This is a genomic window from Ignavibacteriales bacterium, assembly GCA_026390795.1.
In the GTDB taxonomy this organism is placed as follows: Bacteria; Bacteroidota; Ignavibacteria; order Ignavibacteriales; family Melioribacteraceae; genus Fen-1258.
The window spans coordinates 655,063-680,590 of sequence record JAPLFG010000003.1 but is presented as its reverse complement, the minus strand read 5'-3'; the positions used below and the strand labels follow the sequence as shown (position 1 = coordinate 680,590).

Here is a 25,528-nt window from a genome sequence, read left to right as displayed (position 1 = left end):
GGATCTCCGCAGATATTAAAAGAGGAAAAAATGCTAGAAGTTAAATTCATTAGAGAAAACCCAGAGTTGGTTCGACAAGGATTGCTAAACAAAAATGCGAAAGATATTGTTGATGAAGTAATTAATCTTGATGAACAACGCCGTTCGTTTATTGCTAAGACGGAAGATTTGAAAGCGAAGAAGAATCAAGTTTCATCTCAAATACCTCAGATGAAAAAAGCAGGGCAGGATACTTCAACAGTTTTTGCTGAAATGAAACGCGTTGGAGATGAGATCGCTTTACTTGATGGACAGCTTGGTGATGTTGAAGATAAACTGGAAAATATTTTGCGTAGTACGCCTAACCTGGCACACGCATCTGTCCCGGTAGGAGCATCAGCAGAACAGAATATTGAAGTCCGCCAATGGCTTCCGGAAGGATTTTCATTCACAAATGATTTTAAAGTTCTCGATCATATTGAACTTGGAAAAAAACATTCCATTTTAGATTTTGAAAGAGGAACAAAAATTTCCGGCTCCGGTTTTCCTCTTTACATGGGAAAAGGCGCCACACTGGAACGTTCTCTCATTAATTTTATGTTGGATTCTCACTTGCATGATCACGGTTACTCAGAAATTTTTCCACCTGTTCTTGTTAACAGAGAATCAATGAAAGGGACGGGACAAATTCCCAAGATGGAAGAGGATATGTATTTTATAGAGAAAGACGGTTTGTATCCGGTTCCGACAGCGGAAGTTCCAATAACAAATATTCACCGTGATGAAATTCTTGCTGAAAAAGATTTGCCGATAAAATATGTCGGTTACTCGCCTTGTTTCAGACGTGAAGCGGGCTCATACGGAAAAGATTCAAAAGGATTTTTACGTGTACATCAATTCAACAAAGTTGAAATGGTAAAATTTGTTAAGCCGGATAATTCTTATGATGAATTAGAAGCGATGGTGAAAGATGCGGAAGATATTTTGCAAGCGTTAAAAATTCCGTATAGAATTTTATTGTTATGTACAGGCGATTTAAGTTTTTCAGCCGCAAAATGTTACGATATTGAAACCTGGTCTCCCGCAGAAAATAAATGGCTGGAAGCTTCATCTTGCAGCAACTTCGAAAATTTTCAAGCACGTCGTGCGAACATTCGTTACCGCAAAGAAGATAAAAAACTTGAATTCGTTCACACACTTAACGGTTCCGGTTTGGCTACCAGCCGTCTGATGGTCTCGCTTCTTGAAAACTATCAGACTCCCGAAGGGAAAATTATTGTTCCAAAAGTTTTACAGAAGTATACAGGATTTGATATAATCGGATAGTTCAAAACAAGTGTCCGAAATGAAGTTTATTTATATTCCGTACACAATATTAAGAGTGTAAAAGAACAGAAAGGAAGTTTGTAAACATTGTTTGGCAATTTAGCTCATCTTAAAAAATATTTTCTTCGCTATAAAACAAAATTAATTCTCGGTTGCGTCTTTATTCTGCTGTCGAATATAGCGAACGTCATAATTCCTCTTAATGTTAAGCAGGCAATCGATTCACTGGCTCTTAAGAACGACCCAAGTGTTTTAGTAAAACCTGTACTACTTCTCCTTACCGCGGCATTGATAAGCGGATTATTCCGTTTCCTGATTCGTCAGACTATCATAGTCGTGTCCCGGGAAATTGAATTCGATCTTCGCCAGGATTTTTGGGCGCACATTCAAAAACTTCCGTTAAGATTTTTCCAGAACAATTCAACCGGCAATATTATGTCTCACGCCACCAATGATATCGGTGCGGTTAGAATGTTCGTTGGACCGTCTGTTATGTATACGATCGATAACGGAATTAAATTTGTCTTAACATTTTTTGTTATGATTTCTCTTAGCCCGATATTAACACTGTACGCGCTTTTACCAATGCCGCTCCTTTCATTCGTAGTTTATATTGTAATGAAGAAAATGCATGTAAAGTATACGCGCATTCAAGAAAAGATGTCAGATCTAACTACAAAGGCGCAAGAGAATTTTTCCGGAATAAGAGTAATTAAATCTTACGAAAGGGAAGAATATGAAATTGATCAGTATGAAAAAGAGAGCAAAGAATATTTAAAACGAAAAATGGATCAGGTAAAATTACAGGCCTGGTTTGCACCAATATTTTTTATGATCGCCGGACTCTCGGCAATTATCATTGTATTCGCCGGCGGTAATATGGTTATTAACAATACTCTCAGTACAGGAGTAATCTTTGCATTCATGCTATACCTTGTCGATTTGATCTGGCCGATGATATCGTTTGGATGGGTTGCAAATATGGTTCAACAAGCAGACGCAAGTATGAAGCGTCTGCTCAAAATTCTAAAAGAACCGATTGATATTTCCAATGAGAATGCTGACGTGAACATAAAAGAAATTAACGGTGATATTGAATTTAAAAATGTTTCATTCCGCTTTGGAGAACAATTACCATGGGTTCTTCAAAATATAAGTTTAAAAATTGAACGTGGTACAACCGTTTCTTTTGTCGGTAATACAGGTGTTGGCAAAACAAGTCTTATCAATCTCCTTCCTAGACTTTATGATGTGTCTGACGGCACCGTAATGATCGGCGGAATTGATATTAGAAAAGTTCCACTTGATGTATTGAGAAAAAATATTGGAATGGTGCCGCAAGAAAATTTCCTTTTTTCTGACACACTTACCAACAATATAGTTTACGGTCTGAATGACGGAACGAAAGAATTAGTCGAGTCCGTTTCAAATATTGCACAGCTCTCAAAAGATGTTGAAACCTTCCCTCTTGCATATGATACGATTCTAGGAGAAAGGGGAATTACGCTTTCCGGCGGACAGAAACAGCGTTCAACGCTAGCTCGTGCTTTGGCAATCGATCCTAATATTTTGATACTTGACGATTCTTTCTCGGCAGTTGATACTCACACCGAAGAAGAGATTTTAAAACTTCTCAAAAAATTCAGGAAAGATCGGACAAGTATAATTATAAGTCATAGAATTTCTACGGTAAAAGATTCGGACAAAATATTTGTACTGGAGAACGGAACAATTGCAGAAGAAGGAACTCATGATGAGTTGGTGGAACTGGGCGGGATCTATTCAGAACTGCACAGGAAACAATTGTTGGAAAAAGAACTCTCGGAAATGAACTAGAAAGAAGAAGAATGGCAGAACAACCAAAAGATGATGAGATACTCGGCAAAGCGTATGACTCCCAGTTGATGCGGCGATTGTTAAAGTATATTAAACCGTATAAGAAATATATTATTCCCGCAATTATTCTGAATATTGTCGTTGCGGCACTCGGACCGTTCCGTGTGTTATTAACAAAGATTGCGTTTGATGATAATATAAAGAATAAAGATTTTCACGGCTTGATGATAGTGTGCATTGTACTTCTGGTGACTCTTATCCTCCAGGCGATGATACAATATTTTCTTACGTACTACACAGAACTTACTGGGCAGAGGATAGTTTATGATCTTCGTGTTCAAATTTTTTCTCATGTACAGAAACTTGCTTTAAGATATTTTGATAAAACACCGGTAGGAAGAACCGTAACCCGTGTTACAAATGATGTGGATTCTCTCAACGAAATGTTTTCATCGGGAATTGTCTCGATTTTCAGCGATATCTTCATAATAGTTTGGATTTTCATCTTCATGTTTTGGATGTCCTGGGATCTTGCTCTTGTAACCCTTTCAGTTCTTCCGGCATTAATATATGCCACATTTTTATTTCGCAAAAAAGTAAGAGAAACATATAGAGATATCCGTAAACATCTTGCAAGACTGAATTCTTACATGCAAGAACGTGTCACCGGGATGAATGTTGTTCAGATTTTTGCAAAGGAGAAAGAAGAACTACAAAAATTTACCTCTATCAATTATGATAATAAAGTTGTAAACATAAAATCGATTTTTTATTACGCTGTTTTTTTCCCGGTTGTTGAATTACTTAGCGCGATTTCTATGGCTTTAATAATTTGGTATGGGGGTGGTGAAGTAATTCAAAGCCGCGCAACTATTGGAATTCTTTTTGCATTCTTACAATTCACGGAAATGTTCTGGCGACCGATTCGCGATCTTTCCGATAAATACAATATTTTACAGACAGCAATGGCGTCTTCGGAAAGAATATTTAATCTTCTTGATGATAAAACAATTATTAAGAATCCCGAGAATCCAGTAAGCATAAATAATTTCCGCGGTGAGATTGAATTTAATAATGTCTGGTTCGCCTATAATCCCGGTGAATATGTATTGAAAAATCTTTCATTCAAGATTAATCCGGGTGAAAGGATAGCGATCGTAGGCGCGACGGGAGCCGGCAAGACGAGCATCATCAATATTTTTACCAGATTTTATGATATCGAAAAAGGAAGCATCACTTTAGATGGAATTGATATACGGACTCTGGATATTGGAGATTTAAGGAAACATATAGCTGTTGTTTTGCAAGATGTCTTTCTTTTTAGCGGTAATATTAAATCAAATATTAATCTGGGTAATAAAAATATCTCTGATTCGGAAATTGTTGAAGCAGCAAAGACAGTCGGTGCTCATAAATTTATATCCAATCTGCCAAATGGTTATGATGAGGAAGTAAAAGAAAAAGGCGCTACACTTAGTGTAGGACAAAAACAATTGATCTCTTTTGCACGGGCGCTTGCTTTTAATCCTCAAATACTTATTTTGGACGAAGCAACATCAAGTGTAGATACGGAGACGGAACAATTAATTCAAAACGCTATTGAAAAACTTTTAATAGGCAGAACATCAATAGTAATTGCTCATCGTCTCTCAACTATACAGAATGCGGATAAAATATTTGTTATGCATAAAGGCGAATTGAAAGAAGAAGGAACACATCAAGGACTTCTCGCTAAGAGAGGAATCTATTATAGACTTTATCAGTTACAGTACAAAGATCAGGAAATAATTAAAAACGCTTAATGGAGCTGTAAATGGCTACAAAAAGATTTATGACATTACCCCGCCATATTGAGGAAGGCGAAAAAGAACATCCGGAAGCAACGGGCGAACTTTCTACAATCCTTCTGCAGCTCGGTCTTGCTGCAAAATTAATTTCACTCGAGGTTAACAAAGCTGGGCTGGCAGAAATATTAGGGTTCACAGGCGACGAGAACGTTCACGGCGAAAAAGTTAAAAAGCTTGATATCTACGCACATGAAATGCTGATAAAAGCAATGGATCATGGCGGTCATTTTTGTGTTATGGCATCTGAAGAAGAAGAAGATATTATTCATCTCCCGCCGCACCAGAAAATCGGAAAATATGTTTTGCTTTTTGATCCTCTTGACGGTTCATCAAATATTGACGCAAATATAAGTATCGGTACAATCTTTTCGATCTATAAAAGGATTAGCCTTGGCAATGGACCGGGTACATTAGAAGATTGTTTGCAGGAAGGATATAAGCAGGTTGTCGCTGGTTATATTGTCTACGGTTCGAGTACAATGCTCGTCTACACTGCTGGTCATGGTCATGGAGTTCACGGATTTACTCTTGATCCGGCATTCGGAGAATTTCTTCTTTCTCACGACAATATTAGAATTCCTAATCACGGCAGAATTTATAGTCTGAATGAAGGAAACTATTTTTCGTGGCCTCAAGGTTTGAAAAATTATATTAAATATCTTCAGGCGAATATGTTTGAAGGTAAACCGTATCAAGCGCGCTATGTTGGCTCTATGGTTGCAGATATTCACCGTACTCTTTTATACGGCGGAATTTTTATTTATCCCGGCGATAGAAGAAATTTGAAAGGTAAACTGCGGTTAATGTATGAATGCAATCCGATGGCTTTTATAATGGAGGAAGCAGGCGGGCGGGCAACCGACGGTAAAAAAAGAATTTTGGAGTTGCAGCCCGAAAGTCTGCATCAAAGAACTCCAATCTATATCGGCAGTGAAGAAGATGTTTTGCTTGTCGAGAAATATTTACTCGAAGGCGAAGACAGATACTAAATTGAGAATTGATAATTTTCATTCTCAATTCTCAATTCGCAATTATAAATTGATTTTAGAAAGTTCTTCCGCAAGTTTCTTTGCTAGTTCTGGTTTTGCAATTCCTTCAATTTTAATTTTTGTAGAACTCACCAAAATTTCCGGTGCATCTCCCTCGCCTTTCATGTATTTAAATAAACAATAACCCAGTCGGTTCCTGTCATTCATTATCGGTATGTTTTCTTTGAACATTTCCGTGATGTTATAGCATTGTTTTTCAAGCGAATTTGCCGGAAATAATTTAGTTGCTGGAGGAGGCAGTGTTGTCATGTTTATACCTTGTTTTTTAACTGCCGAAAAATAATGAAGTGAACTTTTACATCCAACTCTACAAATTGGAATGGAAAATATTATTGGTTAGATTTGCAGTGAAAACAACCAAATCACATAGTGCCCGACAAACAAATAAATAAAATTCTAATCATCCGGCTGAGTTCACTCGGGGATATACTACTTTCAACTCCCGTTATTAGGTCAATAAAACGGAAATTTTCCGCTTCACAAATTGATTTTGTGGTAAAAAAGCAGTTCAAAGATGCATTGTTATATAACCCGAATATCTCCAATCTTATCATTTATGAAAAGGAAAATGCAAAGCAGCTCAAAAATAATTTGAAAATAGGGAAATATGATTTGGTAATTGATCTTCAGAATAATTTTAGAAGTAATAATCTGACAAGTGGAATAAGAGTACAAATTCGGAGGTTTAAAAAACCTTCAATGCGGAAACTTCTTCTAGTTTGGTTTAAGATAAACTTTTTGAAAAATATTAAAACAATTTCTGAAAGGTATGCTGAAACTGCCGGAGTTGATATTGACAATAATGAATTAGAATTATTTTTTCCGCAGGATATTAAAACTGAACTTAATGATGATAAAAATTATATCGGCTTATGTCCGGGATCTAAACATTTTACAAAACGTTGGCCATCCGAATATTTTATTGAACTTGGGAATAAATTGGCTGAGCAGGGATTCATTATAGTTTTATTGGGCGGAAAAGACGACAAAGAACTTTGTGAAACAATCTCAGCTAAAATTGAAGGATCTATTAATCTACAGAATGAAGATCTCTTGCTTCAAACAGCTGCAGAAATGAAACATTGTAAAGTAATTATAACAAATGATTCCGGATTAATGCACGCCGCATCTGCTGTTGGTATTACGTTAATCTCTATTTTTGGATCAACTGTTAGAGAGTTTGGATTTATGCCGACGGGGCAGCAAAATTTAATCTTAGAAAATAAATTGTTATCTTGCCGCCCGTGCAGCCACATTGGAAGATCAAGCTGCCCCAAAAAACATTTCAAATGTATGAAAGAAATTACACCCGAGTTTGTACTTAGTCAGATTAATAATATTCAAGTAGGTATATGAAACAATTCTGGTATCTTCTCTATAATGCTATCGTAATTCCGTTGCTAAAACTTTCAATTCTAGTTGGTCAGTTCTTCAATGCTAAGATAAAAACAGGTGTTACAGGAAGAGAAAAACTTTTTGAAAATTTAATAATTGATCTTGCAGGCATAGACCGTCAAAAAAAAATGGTTTGGGTACATTCATCTTCTATGGGTGAGTTCGAACAGGCAAAACCGATCATTGAAAGATTAAGAAAAGAGAAAGATGTTAATGTTTTGATTACCTTTTTTTCACCTTCCGGCTATACTAACAATCTCAAATATCCTCTCGCGGATGTGATCGCGTATTTCCCATATGATACTCCAATAGCGACAAGCCGGTTTCTAAATCTGGTGCGTCCTAATATTGCTATTTTTATGCGTTACGATATTTGGCCGAATATGATCTGGCAGCTTGAGAAGAAGAAGATTCCCAGTTTTATTGTTGATGCAACAATGCGTTCTAAAACTCCAAGAAAATGGTTCATTGTTAACAGTTTCCACAAATCACTTTACGCGCATGTTACCAAAATTCTAGCCGTATCCAAAGAAGATGAAAATAATTTCAGAAATTTTAATATCAATGGCGAAATTATAAAAGCTGTTGGAGATACTAGGTTCGACCGCGTATATCAAAAAAGTCTTCTTGCAAAAGAAAAAAAACTTTTTAAAGATGGATTTTTTAAAGGGAAAAAAGTATTTGTCTTGGGGAGTTCATGGGAAAGTGATCAAAATGTTCTTTTGCCTGCAGTACTCAAGCTAATGAAATATGATAAGCAGCTTATTACAATAATAGTTCCACATGAGCCCACCGAACAGCATCTGGAGGAAATTGAAAACGCTCTTAAAGGAGAATTTGACTCAATCAGATTTTCATATTTGAATAACTATAAGAACGAACGACTGATAATAATTGATTCAATCGGAGTTCTATTAACTCTTTATACATATGGTGATGTTGCATATGTTGGCGGAAGTTTTAAACAAGGAATACATAATGTGCTTGAACCCGCTGTGTATGGAATTCCGGTATTATTTGGGCCTAAGCATGAAAACAGCCAGGAAGCCATTCATTTAAGAAAAATCGGCGGGGGAATTTGCATACGCAACAAAAAAGAAGCATATAAAAATTTACGTAAGATTTTCAGCGATGAGCAGTTACGGATAAAAATTGGCAATATCGGTTCCGAATATGTAATTCAGAATATAGGCGCTACTTCAAGAATTTTAGACGAAATTTATAAATTCATCTAAGATTTTAGAGGAATAGAAGATTCAGATCGTTTCTTATTTAGTTTCTACAGCGTATTTTATAAATTGATAATGAAATTAGGATGTCGCTAAATCAATGAATCCATCTCTGGAAAAATCATTCGAGCATTCAACAACAGAAATATCATTTCGTGAGATATTTGAGTTTGCACCGATCGGGGTTATAATATTCCAGCGGGATTGGAAAATTAAATTTGTAAATAAAAACTTTTTCCGGTTTAATGGCGTGGTTGTAAATACTCCTCAAGATATTATCGGCAGGAGTATTTTTGAAAACAGATTATTTCATGAAGCGGATATACGCGACGAACTAAATCTTCTCAAAAAAGGGGAGACGTTCGAAAAAGAAATAGTTGCCTCACATACATTAACTGGTGGTAAAGTATCCATTCTTTTAAAAGGCGCTCCAATTATTTTTAACGATGAATTTACCGGTGGTGTTTTGATTCTTGAAGATATCAAGATTGACGCGGTAAAAACTCACGGATCGTTAATACATTCAGGAGATTTTCAATCATTTCTCGGCTCATTCAGCGATTTTTTTATCGTAGTTGATAAAGAAGGTATTGCCAGAGTCTTGCCTTCAACCGGAATCGAATTATTTGATTTCCTTTTTGAGCCGGAAACCGGTAAATCAATATTTCCATCAAAAAAGATTTCATCAATCCTTTTTAAAAAACTTTTAGAAAATGTTTTTGCTAATAATAAAGTTATAAGTACACAAATTCCTTTCATACGGAATCAAAGAGAAATTCCCGCACGTGTAACACTAATTCCTTTTAGTGAAGGCGGACTTGAAGTTGACTGGGTGATTCTTCTGGTTAAAGATTTTAGTAGAGAGTCTGAACACATTGGCTTATCCGAAGAAGAAATCACCGAGCTCACAAAGTACCAGCAAATTACAGCTACTGTTATAGACGGACTAATCGGCACGAATAAAAACGGTAAAATCACTTTCTGGAATGAATCGGCATACAAGCTTATCGGGTTAACACGAAGCGAAGTTTATGGAAAATTCTTAGGGAAAATATTCTCGAACATTGATGAAAAATATTTTGAAGAACTGAAAGAGCATGTTCGCATTAATAAAGAATGGCGCGGCCAATTTCATATTGGAGAAGACGAAAGTATTGCCGACTATTATGATGTTAAAATCGGAATTGTTGGAGACGGAGACGATGAGACCGTTTTTCTTTTGTGCACACCGGTTACCGAGCGTGTTAACCAAGAAAAAAAAATAAAAATTTCCGAAGAAAGATTCCGCAACATTGTAACCAACTCGCATGAATTTATTTGCACACTCGATTTGCGCGGACGAATTACATACGCAAATCCACATTTCCTTGAAGTATTTCAATACTCGGAGAAAGAAATAGTTAATCTCGAATTTCCGGAATTGATTGATTCATATTATCCTATAAAAGAGCCATTCGATTTTAAAAGCATTGCAGAAAAACAACTGCATACATTTGAACTTCCGCTTTTAACAAAGGCAGGACAGAGAATTCATGTTCTCTCAAGTTTTTCATCTGTTGAGGATATAAATGGAAGTGTTCAATATTATAATGTGATATTGACCGATATTACTCTGAAGAAAGAATCGGAAAAAGATTTGATGCTTATCCGCTCTGTGTTTGAGGCGTCTCAGAACGGAATAGTGCTGTTAAACAAAAAAAGAATAGCACTCGTCAACGATTCTTTTGTGGAAATATTCGGGTTCAGAAGTGCAAGTGAAATTCTTGGAATGAACCCATTAGACTTCATTGATGCGAAAGATAAAGAACGGGTCGCGTTTCTGATCGAAATGGCTGAAGATGGAAAAGAAACTCCTTCAAGATTTTATTTTACCGGACGGAAGAAAAATTTTTCTTCATTTGAAGTAGAAAATTCCGTTTCGACTTATGAAATCGAAAACGAGAAATTTGCCGTATGGATTTTACGTGATGTAACCGAAGAGAAAAAAGCTCAGAATGCTCTCACAATATCCGAAGAGAGATACCGTAGCATTACAGAAAATATTAGTGAAAGTATTTGGACTGCTGAAAGGCAAGACGGAAAATTAAAAGCCGTATTCTATACCCCTGCCATCAAAAAAATTACGACTTATGAAGATCATGAATTTATTGAAGATCCAACACTCTGGAAAAAAATAATTCATCCCGATGATGTAGATGAAGTGGTTGATAAACTACACAAATTTTACGCAGATCCGGCTCGTTACTCGGATGCCATCGAATGCAGAATAATTGATACGCTTGGAAACATCATTTGGATTGAAGATAGAATTACACTTGTCCGTGACTCGAAGGGAGAAATTCAAAAGATTTTTGGAATTGTAAGCGATATAAGTCTGTCTAAACGGGCAGAAGAGGAATTGAAAAAATCAGCGCAGAACTTAAAGGAACTAAATGAAACAAAAGACCGGTTCATATCAATTATATCTCATGATCTGCGCACACCTTTCAGTTCAATTCTCGGTTTCACGGATCTTCTACTAAATGATAAAGAACTAGATGAAGAAGGGAAGACTCAGTATATCCAGTACATTCAAGAATCATCAAAAAGTATGTTGAGTTTGGTAAACTCACTTTTAGATTGGACACGCCTTCAGACCGGAAGCGTTAAGTTCGAGCCTGAAAGAATAAACGCAAAAGAACTGATCGAGAAATCTATACAGATTTTATCCGGTGCCGCGCTTCAAAAGAAAATTAATTTGATTCCGGAAATGCAAAAAGATTTCTATGTTCATGCGGATTCGGGATTACTTCTACAGGTATTCAACAACCTTATTTCTAATGCAATTAAGTTTACTAAGCCCGGCGGAAGCATTCGTGTAAATGCTCAGGCAAACATTGAGAAAAAGCAGGTCGAGTTTTACGTTAAAGATGACGGCGTTGGAATAAGTAAAGAAGATATTCCAAAACTTTTCAAGGTGGATTCAAAATACACAACAAGCGGAACTGCAGGTGAAAAGGGAAGCGGGTTGGGGCTTTCACTCGTTCACGATATTATTCAGAAACATGGCGGCGAAATTTGGGTGGAAAGTGAAACCGGAAAAGGGACTGAATTTATTTTTTCTATTCCAGTCGCTTCTGCAAATATTTTACTCGTGGATGATCTTAAGACGGACAGACTGCTTTATTCGAAATTGATAAGAAGTTTAATTCCAAGTTATAAAATACTTGAAGCGGAAAACGGCAAGCAAGCGCTCGATGTTATTAAGCATTCATCCCCAGCGCTTGTTATTACAGATCATAAAATGCCTGTAATGAGCGGTTATGATTTGGTGAAACAACTGAACATGACGGAATTGAAATATAAACCGCCGGTGATTGTCCTAAGTAGTGATCTTAACAAATCTATTGAAGCCGAGTACAAAGATCTTGGAGTTGAATTTATTTTTGAAAAACCAGTAAACCTTGCGAATTTCAAAAATGCAATTGAGCGTTCATTAAGAAAAGCGATTTTTAACTAAAATAAATTTTCCTCTAGAATCAACCAATCGCCATCTTTGTTAATCATTGTAATTTTAAAACAGCACCTGTAACTGGTTCCAATATAATTTTTGCGCCGGTTACATAACGTGTTTTTATTCCCGCCAAATCTTTATCCACTAAAGCGCTCCAAACACCTTCCGGAAGAGGAAATTCCAAATTCTTGTTTTGATCTGCGTTGAAGAGTACAATGAAAGTATCTTTGTTATGTTTTAGCGTATATCCCAAACCGAATTTACTATCCGGGTGCTCATAAAAAATAATGTCTTTATATTCAGCCCGTCTGAAAGCGTCATATTTATTTCGTAATGCTATCAATCCTTTGTAATAATTTAACAGCTCCTTATTAATCTCCGCATGTTTATAATTAATATAATTTGTTTCGTTGTCTTTATTATACGAATTATGATCAATCTTACCTTTTTCTTTATCCTTCTCTTTTTCATTAAACGGAATAACTTTTGAACGGGCAAATTCTTGTCCTTCATCAATCATTGTCATTCCTTGAGAAGTAAGAAGGAACAACGCAGCCAGTTTATTCAACTTCATTTGATAGTGAGTAAGTCTAACATTTTTATCAACATCTTTTATAATTATATCCGGGTCAACTTCGCGTGAACCGATTCTTATAAAATCGCCAAGAGTAAAACCATCATGCGATTCAAGATAATTTAGCGAATGCTCTTTCTTTTGAAATAATCCAAGCGAATCACTAATCAACGTACCGTTTACATAACTTTTTATTCGGTCAATCGAATTATTTCCGTACCAGTGACCGAAAATCCAGCCGAGACCATTATTCGGATTCTCTCCTTTAACTCCATTTCGAATTTGATCATTCCAAGCAGACCAGCCGCGTTTTGAAAAACCTTCCGGGTCATATCCTCCGCCCCAGGGTTCGCATGAGAACACAACATTTGGATTTATCTTCCTCGCCTCAGAAATTATTTCTTCAATGGTTTTCCAATCGATCAGTTTTCCAAGATCAAAACGGAAACCATCAATGTGATATTCTTTCATCCAATACAAAATACTTTCAATTATCAGCCGGCGCACCATTGGTCGTTCGGTTTTCAAATCATTGCCGCAATAACTTTCTGCAATATAATTTCCATTTGCATCTAATCTGAAATAATATTCTTTATCAATCTGTTTGAGGTTGCCCGTTTCATATTCCGAAAGATGATTATAAACGACATCCATTACCACGGCAATCCCTTCTTTATGAAATGCTTTCACCATATCCTTAAATTCATTTATCTGTGTTCCGTCCTCGCCGATCCATTTGTTCCATTTCATTTTTTCCCAGCTCTCAGTATAATAAGCAGCCGGCGCAAAAAAATTAGACGTCATGTATCCCCAATGATTCCGCTCGTATGGATTCCATGTGTTAAATTTTCCTCTTAAAGAATCCATATAAGGAATTTCGATGTTGCCGAATTCTTGTGCCGGCAATAATTCTACCGTATTAACGCCTAACGATTTTATGTAATCGAGACCTCCTCGAATTCCTTTTTCAGTCAAACCTTTATACGATCCTCGGTTTTTGGCGCCGGAAGATTTGTGGGCTGTCATATCACGCACATGCATTTCATAAATTATCAGATCGCGCCAATCACGCTGAATCCAGTTTGTTCCTTCCCAATTGTAAGGTTCATCTTTTGTAACAATTGCTAAACGCGGATTCATGTATGTTGTTAATGAAGTAACTGCTTTCGCGTATGGATCAACACAAATAGGAACTTTTGAAGTGAATACATCATCTCCTTTGTGAAAAACCTTGTATCCGTAAAACTTGCCATGTAAATTATTATTGAGAACAACTTCCCAAACACCGTTTCCGTCTTTATTAAGAAAATATTCTTGATACTTTTTCTCATCCGGTTTATTGAAAACACAGAGCTTAACCTGTATTGAAGATGGTGCGAATAATCTGAAAAATGTTTTTCCGTTTTCTACAAAAGAACCGAGTTTTTTATCCGAATAAAATTTGTCTAACTCTTTTGAATGTTCTTGAAATTCGGCTGAATCCGGAATTAATTTTGTATAGCGTGTTTCCTTGAGATACAATTTTTCTCCTTTGGATATTTGAAGAGCAGTAAATACAACAATTAATGCAATCACTAAGTTTATTATCGAATATCTTTTCATAACGTTCACTCGCTCAATTTACTTTAATATTCCAGCTGCAATTTGATATTACCGGTGTCTTCAATTTTTATGTGTAAAATCTTTTTCTCTTTATCAAACTCAAATGCAGAGCCTGGTAGTTCAATTCCATTGGTCAATACCTTCTTCGGCATACTTGTATCCAGCAAAGTGAAAAGATAATTTTTTCTGTTACTCTTAAATCCTTCTTGCAATTTATTAATCAGTAGCTTAAAAACTTTAGAATCTTTCTCACACTCAAACTTAGTTAAGGAATATTTATTATTCTCATAGTTATAAGAAATTCCATCGTCTTCATATAATGTATATTCGGATTTATTTGATGGAAAGATAACCATCTCAAGCTGTTCGATCTTTTTCTCGCCGACATAATTTTGAACAACTTGCATCGGAATCATTCCGCCTTCTTTAATGTAGAGCGGAATTTTATTCATCGGTACTTCGGTAATAATCCATTGATTGCCATTAATCACTTTATCATTATTCCAGTCATACCAATATCCTTTCGGCAGATATAATTTTTTTGTTTTATCGACTGATGCTACAATCGGCGCAACAAGAAGATTTTCTCCAATCATGTATTGGAACTGTGCGTCATGCGTATAGCAGTTATCATCATTTTCGTAATTCAAAAACATCGGCCGCATTATCGGCAAACCGGTTTGAGACGAAACGTAAAATTCATTATACCAGAAGGGAAGAAGCTTGTATCGTAGCTGTATGATTTGACGCGCGCGTTCTTCAGTCCATTCGTTAAATGCAAACGGCTCACGTGCTTTTGTATCGATTGCAGAATGTCCTCGGAAGAAAGGAGAAAACGCGCCAAGTTGAATCCAGCGTACATACATTTCATTGGAAGGTTCTTCACCCATAAATCCGCCAACATCGGAACCTACGAACGGTACGCCGCTTAATCCAAGATTCTGAGGCATAGTACATGCAAGCGCAAGATGTTCTTCGGTAGATGCGTTATCACCGGTCCAGACAGCGCTGTACCGCTGAATGCCGGCAAACCCCGCGCGGGTTAATATGAAATGTCTTTGATCTGAATATTTTCTTAAACCTTCACGTGTTGCTCGCGCCATGGAAAGCGCATAAACATTATGTATTTTTTTATGATCAGACTTAAATCCGTTATCATCAAAATGAACAATATCGGGAAATGCCTGTCCCCATGTTGACGGTTCATTCATGTCGTTCCAAAATCCTTCAATTCCAATCTTGAGAAATGGTTGAAGTTTGTCACCCCACCATGCGCGTGTTTCTTTTTTTGTGAAGTCGGGAAAGTAAGCCCAGCTTGGCCAAACTTCTCCTTGATATGGAATACCATCCGGATATTTTGCGAAGAGATTTTGTTTCAATCCTTCCTGTGCAGCAAAATAATTTGAATCCGCTTTAATTCCCGGATCGGTTATTGGAATAATTTTGAATCCTTCTTTCTTTAAATCTAAAATCATTTGTTCGGGATTTTTGAATCGATCTTTATCCCAGGTAAATACTCTGTATCCATCCATGTAATGAATGTCTAGGTAAATTACGTCGCATGGAATATTTCTGTCCCGGAAATTTTTCGCGATGTCTCTTACTTTAGATTCCGGATAATAGCTCCATCTGCTTTGCTGATAACCTAACGACCACATCGGCGGCAGTTCCATCCGTCCGGTGAGTTTAGTATAATCAGAGATAACACGCTTAATATCCGGACCGTTAATAAAATAATAATCCATTTCGCCTTTATCCGCGCCGAACCAGTAAAAACGGTTGTTGCTTGCGCCAAAGTTGAAATACGATTTGAACGTGTTGTCGAAGAAAATGCCGTAGGATTTATGATCTCGCTGGCCGATGAAAAACGGAATTGATTGATATAATTCATCTTTCTTGCTCGTGTATGCTGGATAGTCTGTATTCCAAAGAGTGTACTGGTTACCGTTTTTAATTAAGTCATCGGATTTCTCTCCAAGTCCGAAAAATTTTTCATCCTTGAAAAGTTTTTTGAAACATCGAACTTCCGCATCGTCGAATGAAACGCCAAAACTTTCTTCATCAGAATTCAGCAGATTCATCTGTTTATCGTAAATTGAAACACGACAAGGATTTTTTGATATGTGAACAATCAATTCTTCAGTGGTGAGAATAAATTTTTCTTTTTCATCTTTGAAATCAAATTTCGATTTTTCAGGCTGCTGATAAATCACAGCATACGACGGCGCTTTAGAAAAATCATTCTTATTTGTGTAACGGAAACGGATTATGCTTTGATCAACGACGTAAATATTCAACTTTGCATTGCTTAGTATTAGCTCAACCCGGTTTGACTCAATCTTATAACTTTTTACTCCGCCGATAAATTCGAATCCGGCATGAACAATCGAAACGAAGAACAAAATGCTAATTAATGTGAAAACTATTTTTTCCATTTGAATACCTAAAAATGAATTGTAATAAGTACAAAATAGGAATTGTGTTAATGAATGGAAAATAGATTTGATTGAGAATAAAAAGGGAGATGCCCGAACGGGCATCTCCTTAAAATGAGCTTCAATTATTAATTACAATTTGAAAATGACTTTACCGTAAACAAACCTTCCGCTGAATCCCATTTGTACCGCATCCCACATACCGCCGGATTCCGTTGTTGCGGGATCCATTTGTTTGGGATAAACATCAAATAGATTTGTGCTGCCTAAAATTAACGTAAGATTTTTTGTAAAATCGTATGCAAAACTTAAATCCGTTGTAACTTTTGAATCATAAATATTATCAGCGTCGTTCCAATCAACCAGCTTAACTTCACCAAAATAAACGAACCGGAGTAAAGCATGAAAACTGTCAAAACTGTGATCAATTGAGAAAGTCATTTTTGATTTTGGAGCCGAAGCCAATAAAAAAGCCTGTTCACGTCTTCCAAAATAAATATCTTCTTTGCCTTTTAGTTTTGGACTGGTTTTTATGGTTCCTAATTCCATAGAATTAAAATTCGCCGCAAATGAAAATTTTAAAAGATGCTGATCAAAGTTTTTGGAATAAGTTAGAATAGCATCTAAACCCGTTGTTTTGGTATCCAATGCGTTCGTGAAAAACTGAGCAGCTCCGACATTTAATTCCGTGAGTGTCGTTCCTATGTCCGGATCGTCACTAGTGAAGGCACCGGTTAGTACGATTCTATCTTTGATCTTTACATAGTAGCCGTCAACGGTTGCGGTTAAACCGCCAAATGGAGTAAATGTAAATCCCAAACTGCCGTTTACTGCTGTCTCCTGTTTCAGTGAAGGAATTCCAAGAGCGTGTGTAATAGGACTGTTGTTCTTCGCGATAATTTTGTCTATTGGAACGCCGGCGACAAAATCCGTGAATGTTGAATTAAAATAAATTTGTGCTAATGAAGGAGCGCGGAATCCCGTGCTTACGGAAGCGCGCAATGCAAAATCATCTGTAATTTTATATCTTGATGCAAATTTTATATTAAGAGAATTTCCGAAATCGCTGTAGCTCTCCCACCTGGCAGCAGCTCCGATCATCCAATTAGAAGTTGCATCAAGTTCAAGATCTGCGTACGCGCCTAGATTTGTTCTTGATTCATCCAAAACATTTTCGGGTCGAAAGCCTGGAAATCCTTGCGCGCCGGCTGCTTTACCAAGTACATCAACCTGCATGATTCTATTATTAATTACCGTATCAATTATTCCGAAATTTTTCCATGAGGCGTCTTCGCCGGCGAAAATCTGATATTCCTCAATTCTATATTCTAAGCCGAACGCAACGTTTAATCCATGTAAATATTCTTTGAAGTAACGTGTAATGTTGAACGATGCTGTTGCTTGAGAAAGTTGAAAACCACCATCATCAAAACGGGTGGGGGATTTATCACCGAGTGATGAATTGAGTGTACCGTCTCCATAATAATGAAATCGGTTTACACCAAATGTGTTATTGAAATCAACATCCCATTCGCCGATTTTGGCTTGGATCCCGGCTGAAATTGATTGGTCTTTTATATTTGATAAAATATGCGGATCAAAACCGTTTGGATAAATTGAATAAACATTTCTTGAACTATCGGACGGATCGCGCGTCCATGCATATGCATCTGTATTTCTGTTATTCAATCCGCCGAATGCATATAAAGTTGCATCGTTATTTATCTGAAATCTTGAATTAACAAATACACCGAAGTTGTTAAAAGCCGCGTCACCAAATTGATTTCTGTATATCGAATAAAGTTTTGGATCTGCCGGTCTGTTTGTATTTCCTGCACGTGAATAATCTAATGTCATATTTACGAATCCGTTTTCTCCAACAGAGACGCCGTAATTTCCGCCGAAGTTAAATTCTTCTCCGTCAAAATCCCGGTCTTTGCGAAAGGCTGCAGAATGAGCCCCGGTATTCGCAGTGACGTTAAATTCATTGACACTTTTTTTAAGAACAAGATTTATTACTCCGGCAATTGCATCGGAGCCGTATTGTGCGCTCGCACCGTCGCGTAGTATTTCAATTCTATCAATCGCGGAGAGTGGAATTGAATTTAAATCTGTTCCGGTGTTGCCCCTTCCTCTAGAACCAAAAAGATTTATCAGTGAAGATTGATGATATCTTTTTCCGTTAACAAGAACCAAAGTTTGATCCGGTCCCAAACCGCGTATTGATGCCGGATCAATATGATCTGCGCCATCTGCACCAGATTGTCTGTTCGAATTAAATGAAGGCGCTACATACTGCAAAATTGAATTTATATTGGATTGACCAAGCTTGGGTGCAATATCTTTTAAATCCAGAACATCAACTGCAACAGGAGAATCAGTTAAAGATCTATTATAACTTCTGGTGCCAACAACAAAAATTTCATTCAATTCAAGACCGCCTACAAGAACAACATCCAATTCTGTCTTTCCCAAAATTTTTATTTCTTGTTTTTTATAAGTAACCATACTGAACACAATGATATCTTCGGGTGAATTATAGTTTATGGAATATCTTCCCAAATTATCGGAAGTAGTTCCGGTTTTAGTTCCCTTTATTATAATATTGACTCCGGCTAGAGGAGTGCCGTCTGTATCTTTCACTGTTCCGTGAAGTTTGTTTTGCTGTGAATATTGGACCGTTGAGAAAATGAAGAGTAGAATGTAAATTAAATGAAATAGTTTCTTACAATTCATTTGCATCCCTCACTATTTATTTTGAAATAGTTGATTAAATTAGAATAAGACAAATGCTCTTAAATGCAATTAAAAGTAAGAATTTGTTTAATTACACGCAATAATCTAAACGAAAATGAAGTTTGAATTGGAGATAAAAGTATTGTGTTTGGAAGATCAGTTGTTGGTCTCTACAAAATTCCTCTTAGTATTGTAAAAAATAATATCTGATTGAAATAATAATACTTTTGAAATGACGAACTGAGGTTTGAATATTATTTTGAACAAATAATTAATTAGATGGAAAAAATTGAACCTGTGCTGCTGATAAATATTCTTCTTAAATTTCAGTGCGAAAATAAAATATTAATCCGGAGGTAAAATGATAAAGAAGTGTTTCTTGTTTACAACAATGTTTTTGATTTTAGCCTCAATTACTTCAGCTCAGAAAAGCGCTTTCACAATTGAGGATATTTATAAAATAAAAAATGTCGGCTCGCAAGTAATTTCACACGATGGCACAAAGATCGCATTTACGGTTACTGCAACTGATTTACACAAATCGAAATCCAATACCGACATTTACCTAATGAACACTGACGGTTCGGACATAAAACAGTTAACAACAAATCCCGCAGCCGATTACAACCCAATTTGGAGTATTGACGATAAAGGAATTTATTTTGTATCAACACGCGACGGATCGGAACAAGTTTATCATTTGTCACTGTTGGGTGGAGAAGCAACTCAAATTACGAAATACGGATTGGGTATTTCTTCTCCTAAACTATCTGAGAACGGAAAATATTTTTTATTTACCGCGCAGGTTTTTCCGGAGTGCGGTGCTGATGAAAACTGCAATAAGAAAATTAGTCAGGCAATGGAGAGCGGACCGGTTCAAGCCCACTTAGCAGACAGTCTTTTTATTAGACATTGGACCGAATATGCAGACGGACAGTATACTCATCTCTTTGTTTATGATATAGAAAAGAAAAGTGTCTCTGATGTAACTCCCGGTTATTTCGATTCACCTGCATTTGCGGCAGGCGGAAGCAGCAACTATTCATTCTCTCCCGATTCAAAAGAAATCACATTCGATTCCAAAAGAGTATCGCACCCGGAATCGTCAACAAATGTTGATGTATGGGTAGTCTCTGCCGACGGAACCGGATTAAAAAATATTACAGCAGCGAACCAAGGTTCGGATTCCAATCCAAAATATTCTCCGGATGGCAAATATATTGCTTATCAAACCCAAATTGTCCCGGGTTATGAATCCGATAAAATCCGGCTTGCGATTTACGATAGAAAAAACGGAACAAGTAAAATTATAACTGAAGCATTTGATAATTGGGTGAACGATTTTGAATGGTCGAACGATTCCAAATCAATTTATTTTACCGGACACGAAAAAGGATACCAGCCATTATTCAAAATCAATATTGAGACACTTGAGATTAAAAAAATAATTGAGAACCTGGCGATATCAAGTTTCACTCTTTCTCCCCAAAATGATTTTATTGTTTACACATATTCTTACGTTTACAAACCAGTTGATATTGCCCGGTTCGATTTTAAAAAATCCGAGAAACGAGATCTCACTTTTTTCAATAAAGAGATTGAGGAGAAAGTTGATATCAGACCAGCAGAGCAGGTGTGGGTTAAAGGTGCTGATGGAACTCCAATTCATTTATTCATTGTGAAGCCGCACAATTTTGATCCGGCGAAAAAATATCCCCTTGTTATAAATGTTCACGGCGGTCCGCAAATGCAATGGATGGATTCGTTTCGTGCCGACTGGCAGGTATATCCCGGCGCCGGTTATATAGTTGCTTTTCCCAATCCTCATGGTTCAACAGGTTACGGGCAAAAATTTACCGCAGCTATTTCAAGTGACTGGGATGGTAAAGTTTATCAGGATGTAATGAAAGTAACGGACTATCTTGAAAATCTTCCTTATGTCGACAAGAAAAGAATAGGCGCGATGGGATGGTCGTACGGTGGCTACTTCATGAATCTTCTTCAGGCAAAAACAAGAAGGTATAAATGCCTTGCATCGATGATGGGAATTTATGACCTGACTGAATTTAAAGATGAAACGGAAGAATTATGGTTCGCAAATTGGGATTTAAAATCGAAAACGAATAACCCGAATGATTACGAAAAAATGTCGCCTAGTAAATACTTAGAAAATTTTGCAACACCCACACTAATAATTACCGGAGAAAGAGATTACCGGATTCCTTACACACAAAGCATCCGCTACTTTACGGAATTGCAGAAGAAAGGAATTGATTCGAGATTAATAATTTTTAAAAACGATGGGCATTGGCCGAGTGGTTTGAAATCGATGCCGCTTTATTATAACTCTCATCTGGAATGGTTTCATAAATATTTAGGTGGTGACCCCGCACCATGGGACAGTAAAAAACTCGTGAGAAATCTTCAGTTTGAATAACCAGATTTTAGAGGCGTTGATGAAACGCCTCTTTTTATTTTAAGAATATCATCTTTCTGATTTAGGTAAAATTTTCAGTGTCTAGATTATAATAAAAAACGATGTATTAGTTAAGTTTTTGGGCGTCGAACTTTACTTCGTACTAACCTTTCGGCTTAGTCTCATCTTCAACCGGTTTAATAAAAATTCCGAGTACATTATAAATTTATAAAGCAGCATGCATGTTTGATAGTAGTTGTAACACATTTCGATTCTATAGCAGTGTAAAGCATAAAATATAATACGTGAGACTTATTAGAATCTTTTCTTGTATTGAATAATAGGAATTTTTAAGTTTGACATACCAAACGGTCGGTTTATGAGCGATTCAAAAGAACATATACTTGAAACAGCATTTAGTCTCTTCTTACAAAAGAGTTTCAAAGAAGTGACGATGAATGAAATTGTAAATGCGACGGGACTTTCCAAAGGTGCTTTTTATCATTACTTCCCTAGTAAGGAAAAGTTGTTCTTTGAAATTGTCGATACCTTCTATTTCAAGAATATGATGATTGACTACGGCATACTAAATAAGAATTCACTTTTTGAATTCTATCATGATTACATCGATCAACAAAAGAAAGTTCTGGGTGAATTAAAAGAAATTCTTAAGAACTGGGATGAAGGTGTAAACATCAATTATTTTACAATACTTTTTGATTCAATGAATCTCTTTCCGGGCTTTAAAGATAAAATGATGGAAGTTCTAAACGATGAACTAAAGACGTGGACGAAAGTCATTGAATCATCAAGAAACAAAAAAGAGTTTTCCTCGCCAATGACTGACGAACAAATTGCCCGTATGTTTATTTATTCAAATAACGGTATCAGTTTACGTCTTCTCTTAGAGGGCAAGGTGGGGAATTTATTTCCGGAAATACTTACACTCTGGGATAATTTTTATAAAGAACTTAAGGACTGAATTCTAATTTTTAGATTAGTTTATTCTACATGGAATGTTATGTCTTTGTAACAAATAAAGAGACTCATACATCTATTGTAAAGTTTTATCATTAACTGTTTAGAGATTTTTATAAGAACAACAGAGGTGATCTTTATGATTAGAAGTAAGAATGCGTCGATTATCTTTTTGTTATTAGCATTTTTGTGGAATTCTGCCGAAGGACAAAGTGGGAAGAAGATTATTTATTTATCTTGGAAAAATGTTGTTGATATTTCACTGAAAGATAATCTTGGTCTCAAATTAAAATCTCTCGATTATGATGCACAAGATCTTGAAACATGGAAATCGCTAACCTATTTTTTACCAACCTTATCATACCAGGGAATTATCCAGAAGAATGTTGAGCTGCCTGTATTCATATTTATGGGTCAACGATTTGTTGTGGGAACGCAATACAATTTCCAGCATTCGTTAAGTCTTTCGCTCCCGCTGTTCACAGGCGGAAGCCGGTGGTTTAACCACGATATTCAAAGCAACATAAAAAAATCTTTGAGTGAAGAATTAAAGGGAAAAGAAGAAGAAACCGTTTTAAATTCGATGCAGGCATACTATGCCATTATTCTCTCGAATGAAATATCTAAAGCGGCTGAAGACGCGGTTAACGTAGCTAAAGAAAATCTGGATCAAGTTGAAAAATTTTACAATGCCGGAACTGCTAGAGAATTGGACTTCCAAAGAGCTAAAGCTCAATATTCGTCAACACTTCCAATGCTGGAATCGGCGCTTTCTAATAAAAAATTATCTGCGCAGAGACTTAAGGCTTTATTGAACATCCCATTAACTGATTCACTGGTAGTCACTGATTTACTTGATAAAACTGAATTTCTTAATGAGTATTCAAAAATTTCTCTTGAGGAATTCAAAAAACTTTCGACAGAAAATCGAAATGACATCAAAGCATTAAAGTATCAGCAGGAAGCAACCAAATCGGGTGAGAAAATTGCCCTTGGTCAATTTGCACCTTCTGTGGCTATTGCCGCAAGTGTTGATCATGCCGCTCAAATGGATAATGCAAAAGTCAGATGGAACGACTACATAAGATCCAAATCTATTACGCTTTCTTTTTCATGGCCGCTATTCGAAGGGGGAAGGCGAGTGCTAGATTTTCAAATTGCGAAAATAAAAAGCGAACAAATGGATCTATATGTAAAACAAATGCAGATCGGTGCTGAATTGGATATTGAACAAAGCTACTACAGTTATACAGAAGCGGGAAAAAATCTGCAAAGCCTAAAAGACGCACTGGACCAATTTGAAGAAAGTCTGCGTATCTCAAATGTGCTTTATACTCAAGGAATGAGTAATCAACTAGATGTTTTGAATGCAGAACTTCTTTATACAAAAAGTAGAAACGATTATTTACAGGGAATCTATAATTACAATGTTAGTCAATTGACTTTACTAAAGTCGGTTGGGCTATTAGATAAAATCTGGCAATAATTTTTTCAAAATTGACCGCTCTGCGGGAGGATAAAATGAAGAACAAAATATTTTTAATAATTTCTTTGATTGTATTAGTCTTGATCGGGTGTTCGGAACAAAAAGAAGAGAATGTTGAAAAAACTGTACCGGTAAAAATTTATAAAGTTAAATCGGAATCGATTTCAAAGTACATAAGGTCGACCGGTTCAGTGAAGAGCGATGAAGATGTAATTGTTTACAGCAAAGTTGCCGAACATGTTAAGAAAATTAATGTAACACCGGGACAGGCTGTTAAGCAAAATCAAATTCTTGTTGAACAAAAAAATGAAATCCTTAGGCAAGGATTGGATATTGCAAGCGCAGCATTAAAAACTGCGGAAGCACAGGCAAAATTGTCTGCATTAGATTTTGAACGAATGAATCAACTTCATTCTCAAAAAGCAATTAGCCCACAGCAGTACGACCAGGCAAAAACCGCCAAGGAAGCTACCGATCATTCATTAGAGCAAGCAAAATCTATGTATGAACAGGCTAAAGAGTTGTACGAAAATAGTTTTGTAAAAGCTCCTTTTAACGGCGTAGTTGCAGCGTTATATGTCGAAAACAATCAGAGTATTAATATTGGTCAACCGGTTGTTCAGGTAATTTCACCTTCAAAGATGAAGTCGAAAATTTACTTGACTGGTGAGGATGTTCATAATGTTAAAGCCGGTCAAAGAGTTAGTGTTAAATTTCCTACAATTCCAGGTGTGGAATTTGACGGCAGAGTAGATAAAATAAATACTTCAATCGATCAGACGTCAAAATCAATGGAAGTTGAAATTGAGATTCTCTCAAAAGACAGTAGAATAAAATCCGGTATGTTCGGTGAATTTTTAATTGAGACGAAAAATATTGCTAATAGTTTAGTTGTCCCTGAAGTTTCTTTAATCCCCCAGACTGAAATCAAAATTGATAGAGAAACAGGTTTGCAAAACACATTTAAAAAATACTATTTGTTTATAATTGAGAAAAACAAAGCAAAGATGAAAGAAGTAAAAACGGGAATTGCAAATAACGGACAAATAGAGATAATGAACGGACTTAATATTGGCGACTCGGTAATAATTGTTGGGCAGAATATTGTCAAGGAAGGTCAGACTGTTAATGTAATTGAATAAGGGAA

Annotated in this window: 15 protein-coding genes; 11 read left to right on the top strand and 4 right to left on the bottom strand. The window is 36.4% G+C overall.

The genetic code is table 11. The annotated features are described in order from the left end of the window. Nucleotides 1-30 precede the first annotated feature (30 nt). From serS to fbp, 4 genes are all read left to right on the top strand, one after another. Nucleotides 31-1,305 (top strand): serine--tRNA ligase, encoded by a 1,275-nt coding sequence (serS, locus tag NTX65_06575; protein MCX6168982.1) that lies wholly within the window; start codon nt 31-33, stop codon nt 1,303-1,305. Between the two features lie 87 nt (nt 1,306-1,392). Next, nucleotides 1,393-3,141, top strand: coding sequence for an ABC transporter ATP-binding protein (locus tag NTX65_06570; GenBank protein ID MCX6168981.1), 1,749 nt, complete (start codon nt 1,393-1,395; stop codon nt 3,139-3,141). Between the two features lie 11 nt (nt 3,142-3,152). Continuing rightward, on the top strand, nt 3,153-4,943 hold the full coding sequence (locus NTX65_06565; protein ID MCX6168980.1) for an ABC transporter ATP-binding protein: 1,791 nt from the start codon (nt 3,153-3,155) through the stop codon (nt 4,941-4,943). Between the two features lie 11 nt (nt 4,944-4,954). Further along, on the top strand, nt 4,955-5,977 hold the full coding sequence (gene fbp / locus NTX65_06560) for a class 1 fructose-bisphosphatase (GenBank protein ID MCX6168979.1): 1,023 nt from the start codon (nt 4,955-4,957) through the stop codon (nt 5,975-5,977). Between the two features lie 42 nt (nt 5,978-6,019). Here the strand turns inward: fbp and NTX65_06555 are convergent, their stop codons facing one another. Next, nucleotides 6,020-6,286, bottom strand: coding sequence for a hypothetical protein (locus tag NTX65_06555; GenBank protein ID MCX6168978.1), 267 nt, complete (start codon nt 6,284-6,286; stop codon nt 6,020-6,022). 120 nt (nt 6,287-6,406) lie between these two features. Here NTX65_06555 and NTX65_06550 point away from each other — a divergent pair, with 120 nt between their 5' ends. The 3 genes from NTX65_06550 (at nt 6,407) to NTX65_06540 (ending at nt 12,160) form a co-directional block, all read left to right on the top strand. Continuing rightward, nucleotides 6,407-7,393, top strand: coding sequence for a glycosyltransferase family 9 protein (locus NTX65_06550; GenBank protein ID MCX6168977.1), 987 nt, complete (start codon nt 6,407-6,409; stop codon nt 7,391-7,393). Next, nucleotides 7,390-8,667 (top strand): 3-deoxy-D-manno-octulosonic acid transferase, encoded by a 1,278-nt coding sequence (locus NTX65_06545; protein ID MCX6168976.1) that lies wholly within the window; start codon nt 7,390-7,392, stop codon nt 8,665-8,667. Before NTX65_06550 ends, NTX65_06545 begins: the two co-directional genes overlap by 4 nt. A gap of 94 nt (nt 8,668-8,761) precedes the next feature. Beyond that, nucleotides 8,762-12,160 (top strand): PAS domain S-box protein, encoded by a 3,399-nt coding sequence (locus NTX65_06540; GenBank protein MCX6168975.1) that lies wholly within the window; start codon nt 8,762-8,764, stop codon nt 12,158-12,160. 43 nt (nt 12,161-12,203) lie between these two features. On the opposite strand, the gene NTX65_06535 is transcribed toward NTX65_06540, so the two are convergent. The 3 genes from NTX65_06535 to NTX65_06525 all read right to left on the bottom strand — a co-directional run bounded on the left by NTX65_06535 (nt 12,204) and on the right by NTX65_06525 (nt 19,501). Further along, nucleotides 12,204-14,330 carry an alpha-amylase family glycosyl hydrolase gene (locus NTX65_06535; protein MCX6168974.1) on the bottom strand — a complete coding sequence of 709 codons (2,127 nt, stop codon included), beginning with the start codon at nt 14,328-14,330 and terminating at the stop codon, nt 12,204-12,206. Between the two features lie 23 nt (nt 14,331-14,353). Continuing rightward, nucleotides 14,354-16,765 (bottom strand): glycoside hydrolase family 31 protein, encoded by a 2,412-nt coding sequence (locus NTX65_06530; protein ID MCX6168973.1) that lies wholly within the window; start codon nt 16,763-16,765, stop codon nt 14,354-14,356. A 132-nt stretch (nt 16,766-16,897) separates the two neighbouring features. Beyond that, nucleotides 16,898-19,501 (bottom strand): TonB-dependent receptor, encoded by a 2,604-nt coding sequence (locus tag NTX65_06525; protein MCX6168972.1) that lies wholly within the window; start codon nt 19,499-19,501, stop codon nt 16,898-16,900. A 361-nt stretch (nt 19,502-19,862) separates the two neighbouring features. On the opposite strand from NTX65_06525, the gene NTX65_06520 reads away from it, so the two are divergent. From NTX65_06520 to NTX65_06505, 4 genes are all read left to right on the top strand, one after another. Further along, the gene (locus NTX65_06520) at nt 19,863-21,938 is read left to right on the top strand and encodes a S9 family peptidase (protein MCX6168971.1); all 2,076 of its coding nucleotides are present in this window, start codon (nt 19,863-19,865) and stop codon (nt 21,936-21,938) included. A 358-nt stretch (nt 21,939-22,296) separates the two neighbouring features. Further along, a complete protein-coding gene (locus NTX65_06515) occupies nt 22,297-22,899 on the top strand; it encodes a TetR/AcrR family transcriptional regulator (protein MCX6168970.1) in 603 nt (200 codons plus the stop codon). A gap of 135 nt (nt 22,900-23,034) precedes the next feature. Then, nucleotides 23,035-24,381: a TolC family protein gene (locus tag NTX65_06510; GenBank protein ID MCX6168969.1), complete on the top strand. Its 1,347-nt coding sequence runs from the start codon at nt 23,035-23,037 to the stop codon at nt 24,379-24,381. Between the two features lie 35 nt (nt 24,382-24,416). Then, nucleotides 24,417-25,523 carry an efflux RND transporter periplasmic adaptor subunit gene (locus NTX65_06505; GenBank protein MCX6168968.1) on the top strand — a complete coding sequence of 369 codons (1,107 nt, stop codon included), beginning with the start codon at nt 24,417-24,419 and terminating at the stop codon, nt 25,521-25,523. The last annotated feature ends 5 nt before the right edge of the window (nt 25,524-25,528 follow it).

Excerpts from the sequence above, each read along its gene's own strand:
- serS (MCX6168982.1), top strand. The coding sequence starts at position 31 with ATGCTAGAAGTTAAATTCATTAGAGAAAACCCAGAGTTGGTTCGACAA.
- NTX65_06565 (MCX6168980.1), top strand. The coding sequence starts at position 3,153 with ATGGCAGAACAACCAAAAGATGATGAGATACTCGGCAAAGCGTATGAC.
- fbp (MCX6168979.1), top strand. The coding sequence starts at position 4,955 with ATGGCTACAAAAAGATTTATGACATTACCCCGCCATATTGAGGAAGGC.
- NTX65_06555 (MCX6168978.1), bottom strand. The coding sequence starts at position 6,286 with ATGACAACACTGCCTCCTCCAGCAACTAAATTATTTCCGGCAAATTCG.
- NTX65_06545 (MCX6168976.1), top strand. The coding sequence starts at position 7,390 with ATGAAACAATTCTGGTATCTTCTCTATAATGCTATCGTAATTCCGTTG.
- NTX65_06540 (MCX6168975.1), top strand. The coding sequence starts at position 8,762 with ATGAATCCATCTCTGGAAAAATCATTCGAGCATTCAACAACAGAAATA.
- NTX65_06535 (MCX6168974.1), bottom strand. The coding sequence starts at position 14,330 with ATGAAAAGATATTCGATAATAAACTTAGTGATTGCATTAATTGTTGTA.
- NTX65_06530 (MCX6168973.1), bottom strand. The coding sequence starts at position 16,765 with ATGGAAAAAATAGTTTTCACATTAATTAGCATTTTGTTCTTCGTTTCG.
- NTX65_06525 (MCX6168972.1), bottom strand. The coding sequence starts at position 19,501 with ATGAATTGTAAGAAACTATTTCATTTAATTTACATTCTACTCTTCATT.
- NTX65_06520 (MCX6168971.1), top strand. The coding sequence starts at position 19,863 with ATGATAAAGAAGTGTTTCTTGTTTACAACAATGTTTTTGATTTTAGCC.
- NTX65_06515 (MCX6168970.1), top strand. The coding sequence starts at position 22,297 with ATGAGCGATTCAAAAGAACATATACTTGAAACAGCATTTAGTCTCTTC.
- NTX65_06510 (MCX6168969.1), top strand. The coding sequence starts at position 23,035 with ATGATTAGAAGTAAGAATGCGTCGATTATCTTTTTGTTATTAGCATTT.
- NTX65_06505 (MCX6168968.1), top strand. The coding sequence starts at position 24,417 with ATGAAGAACAAAATATTTTTAATAATTTCTTTGATTGTATTAGTCTTG.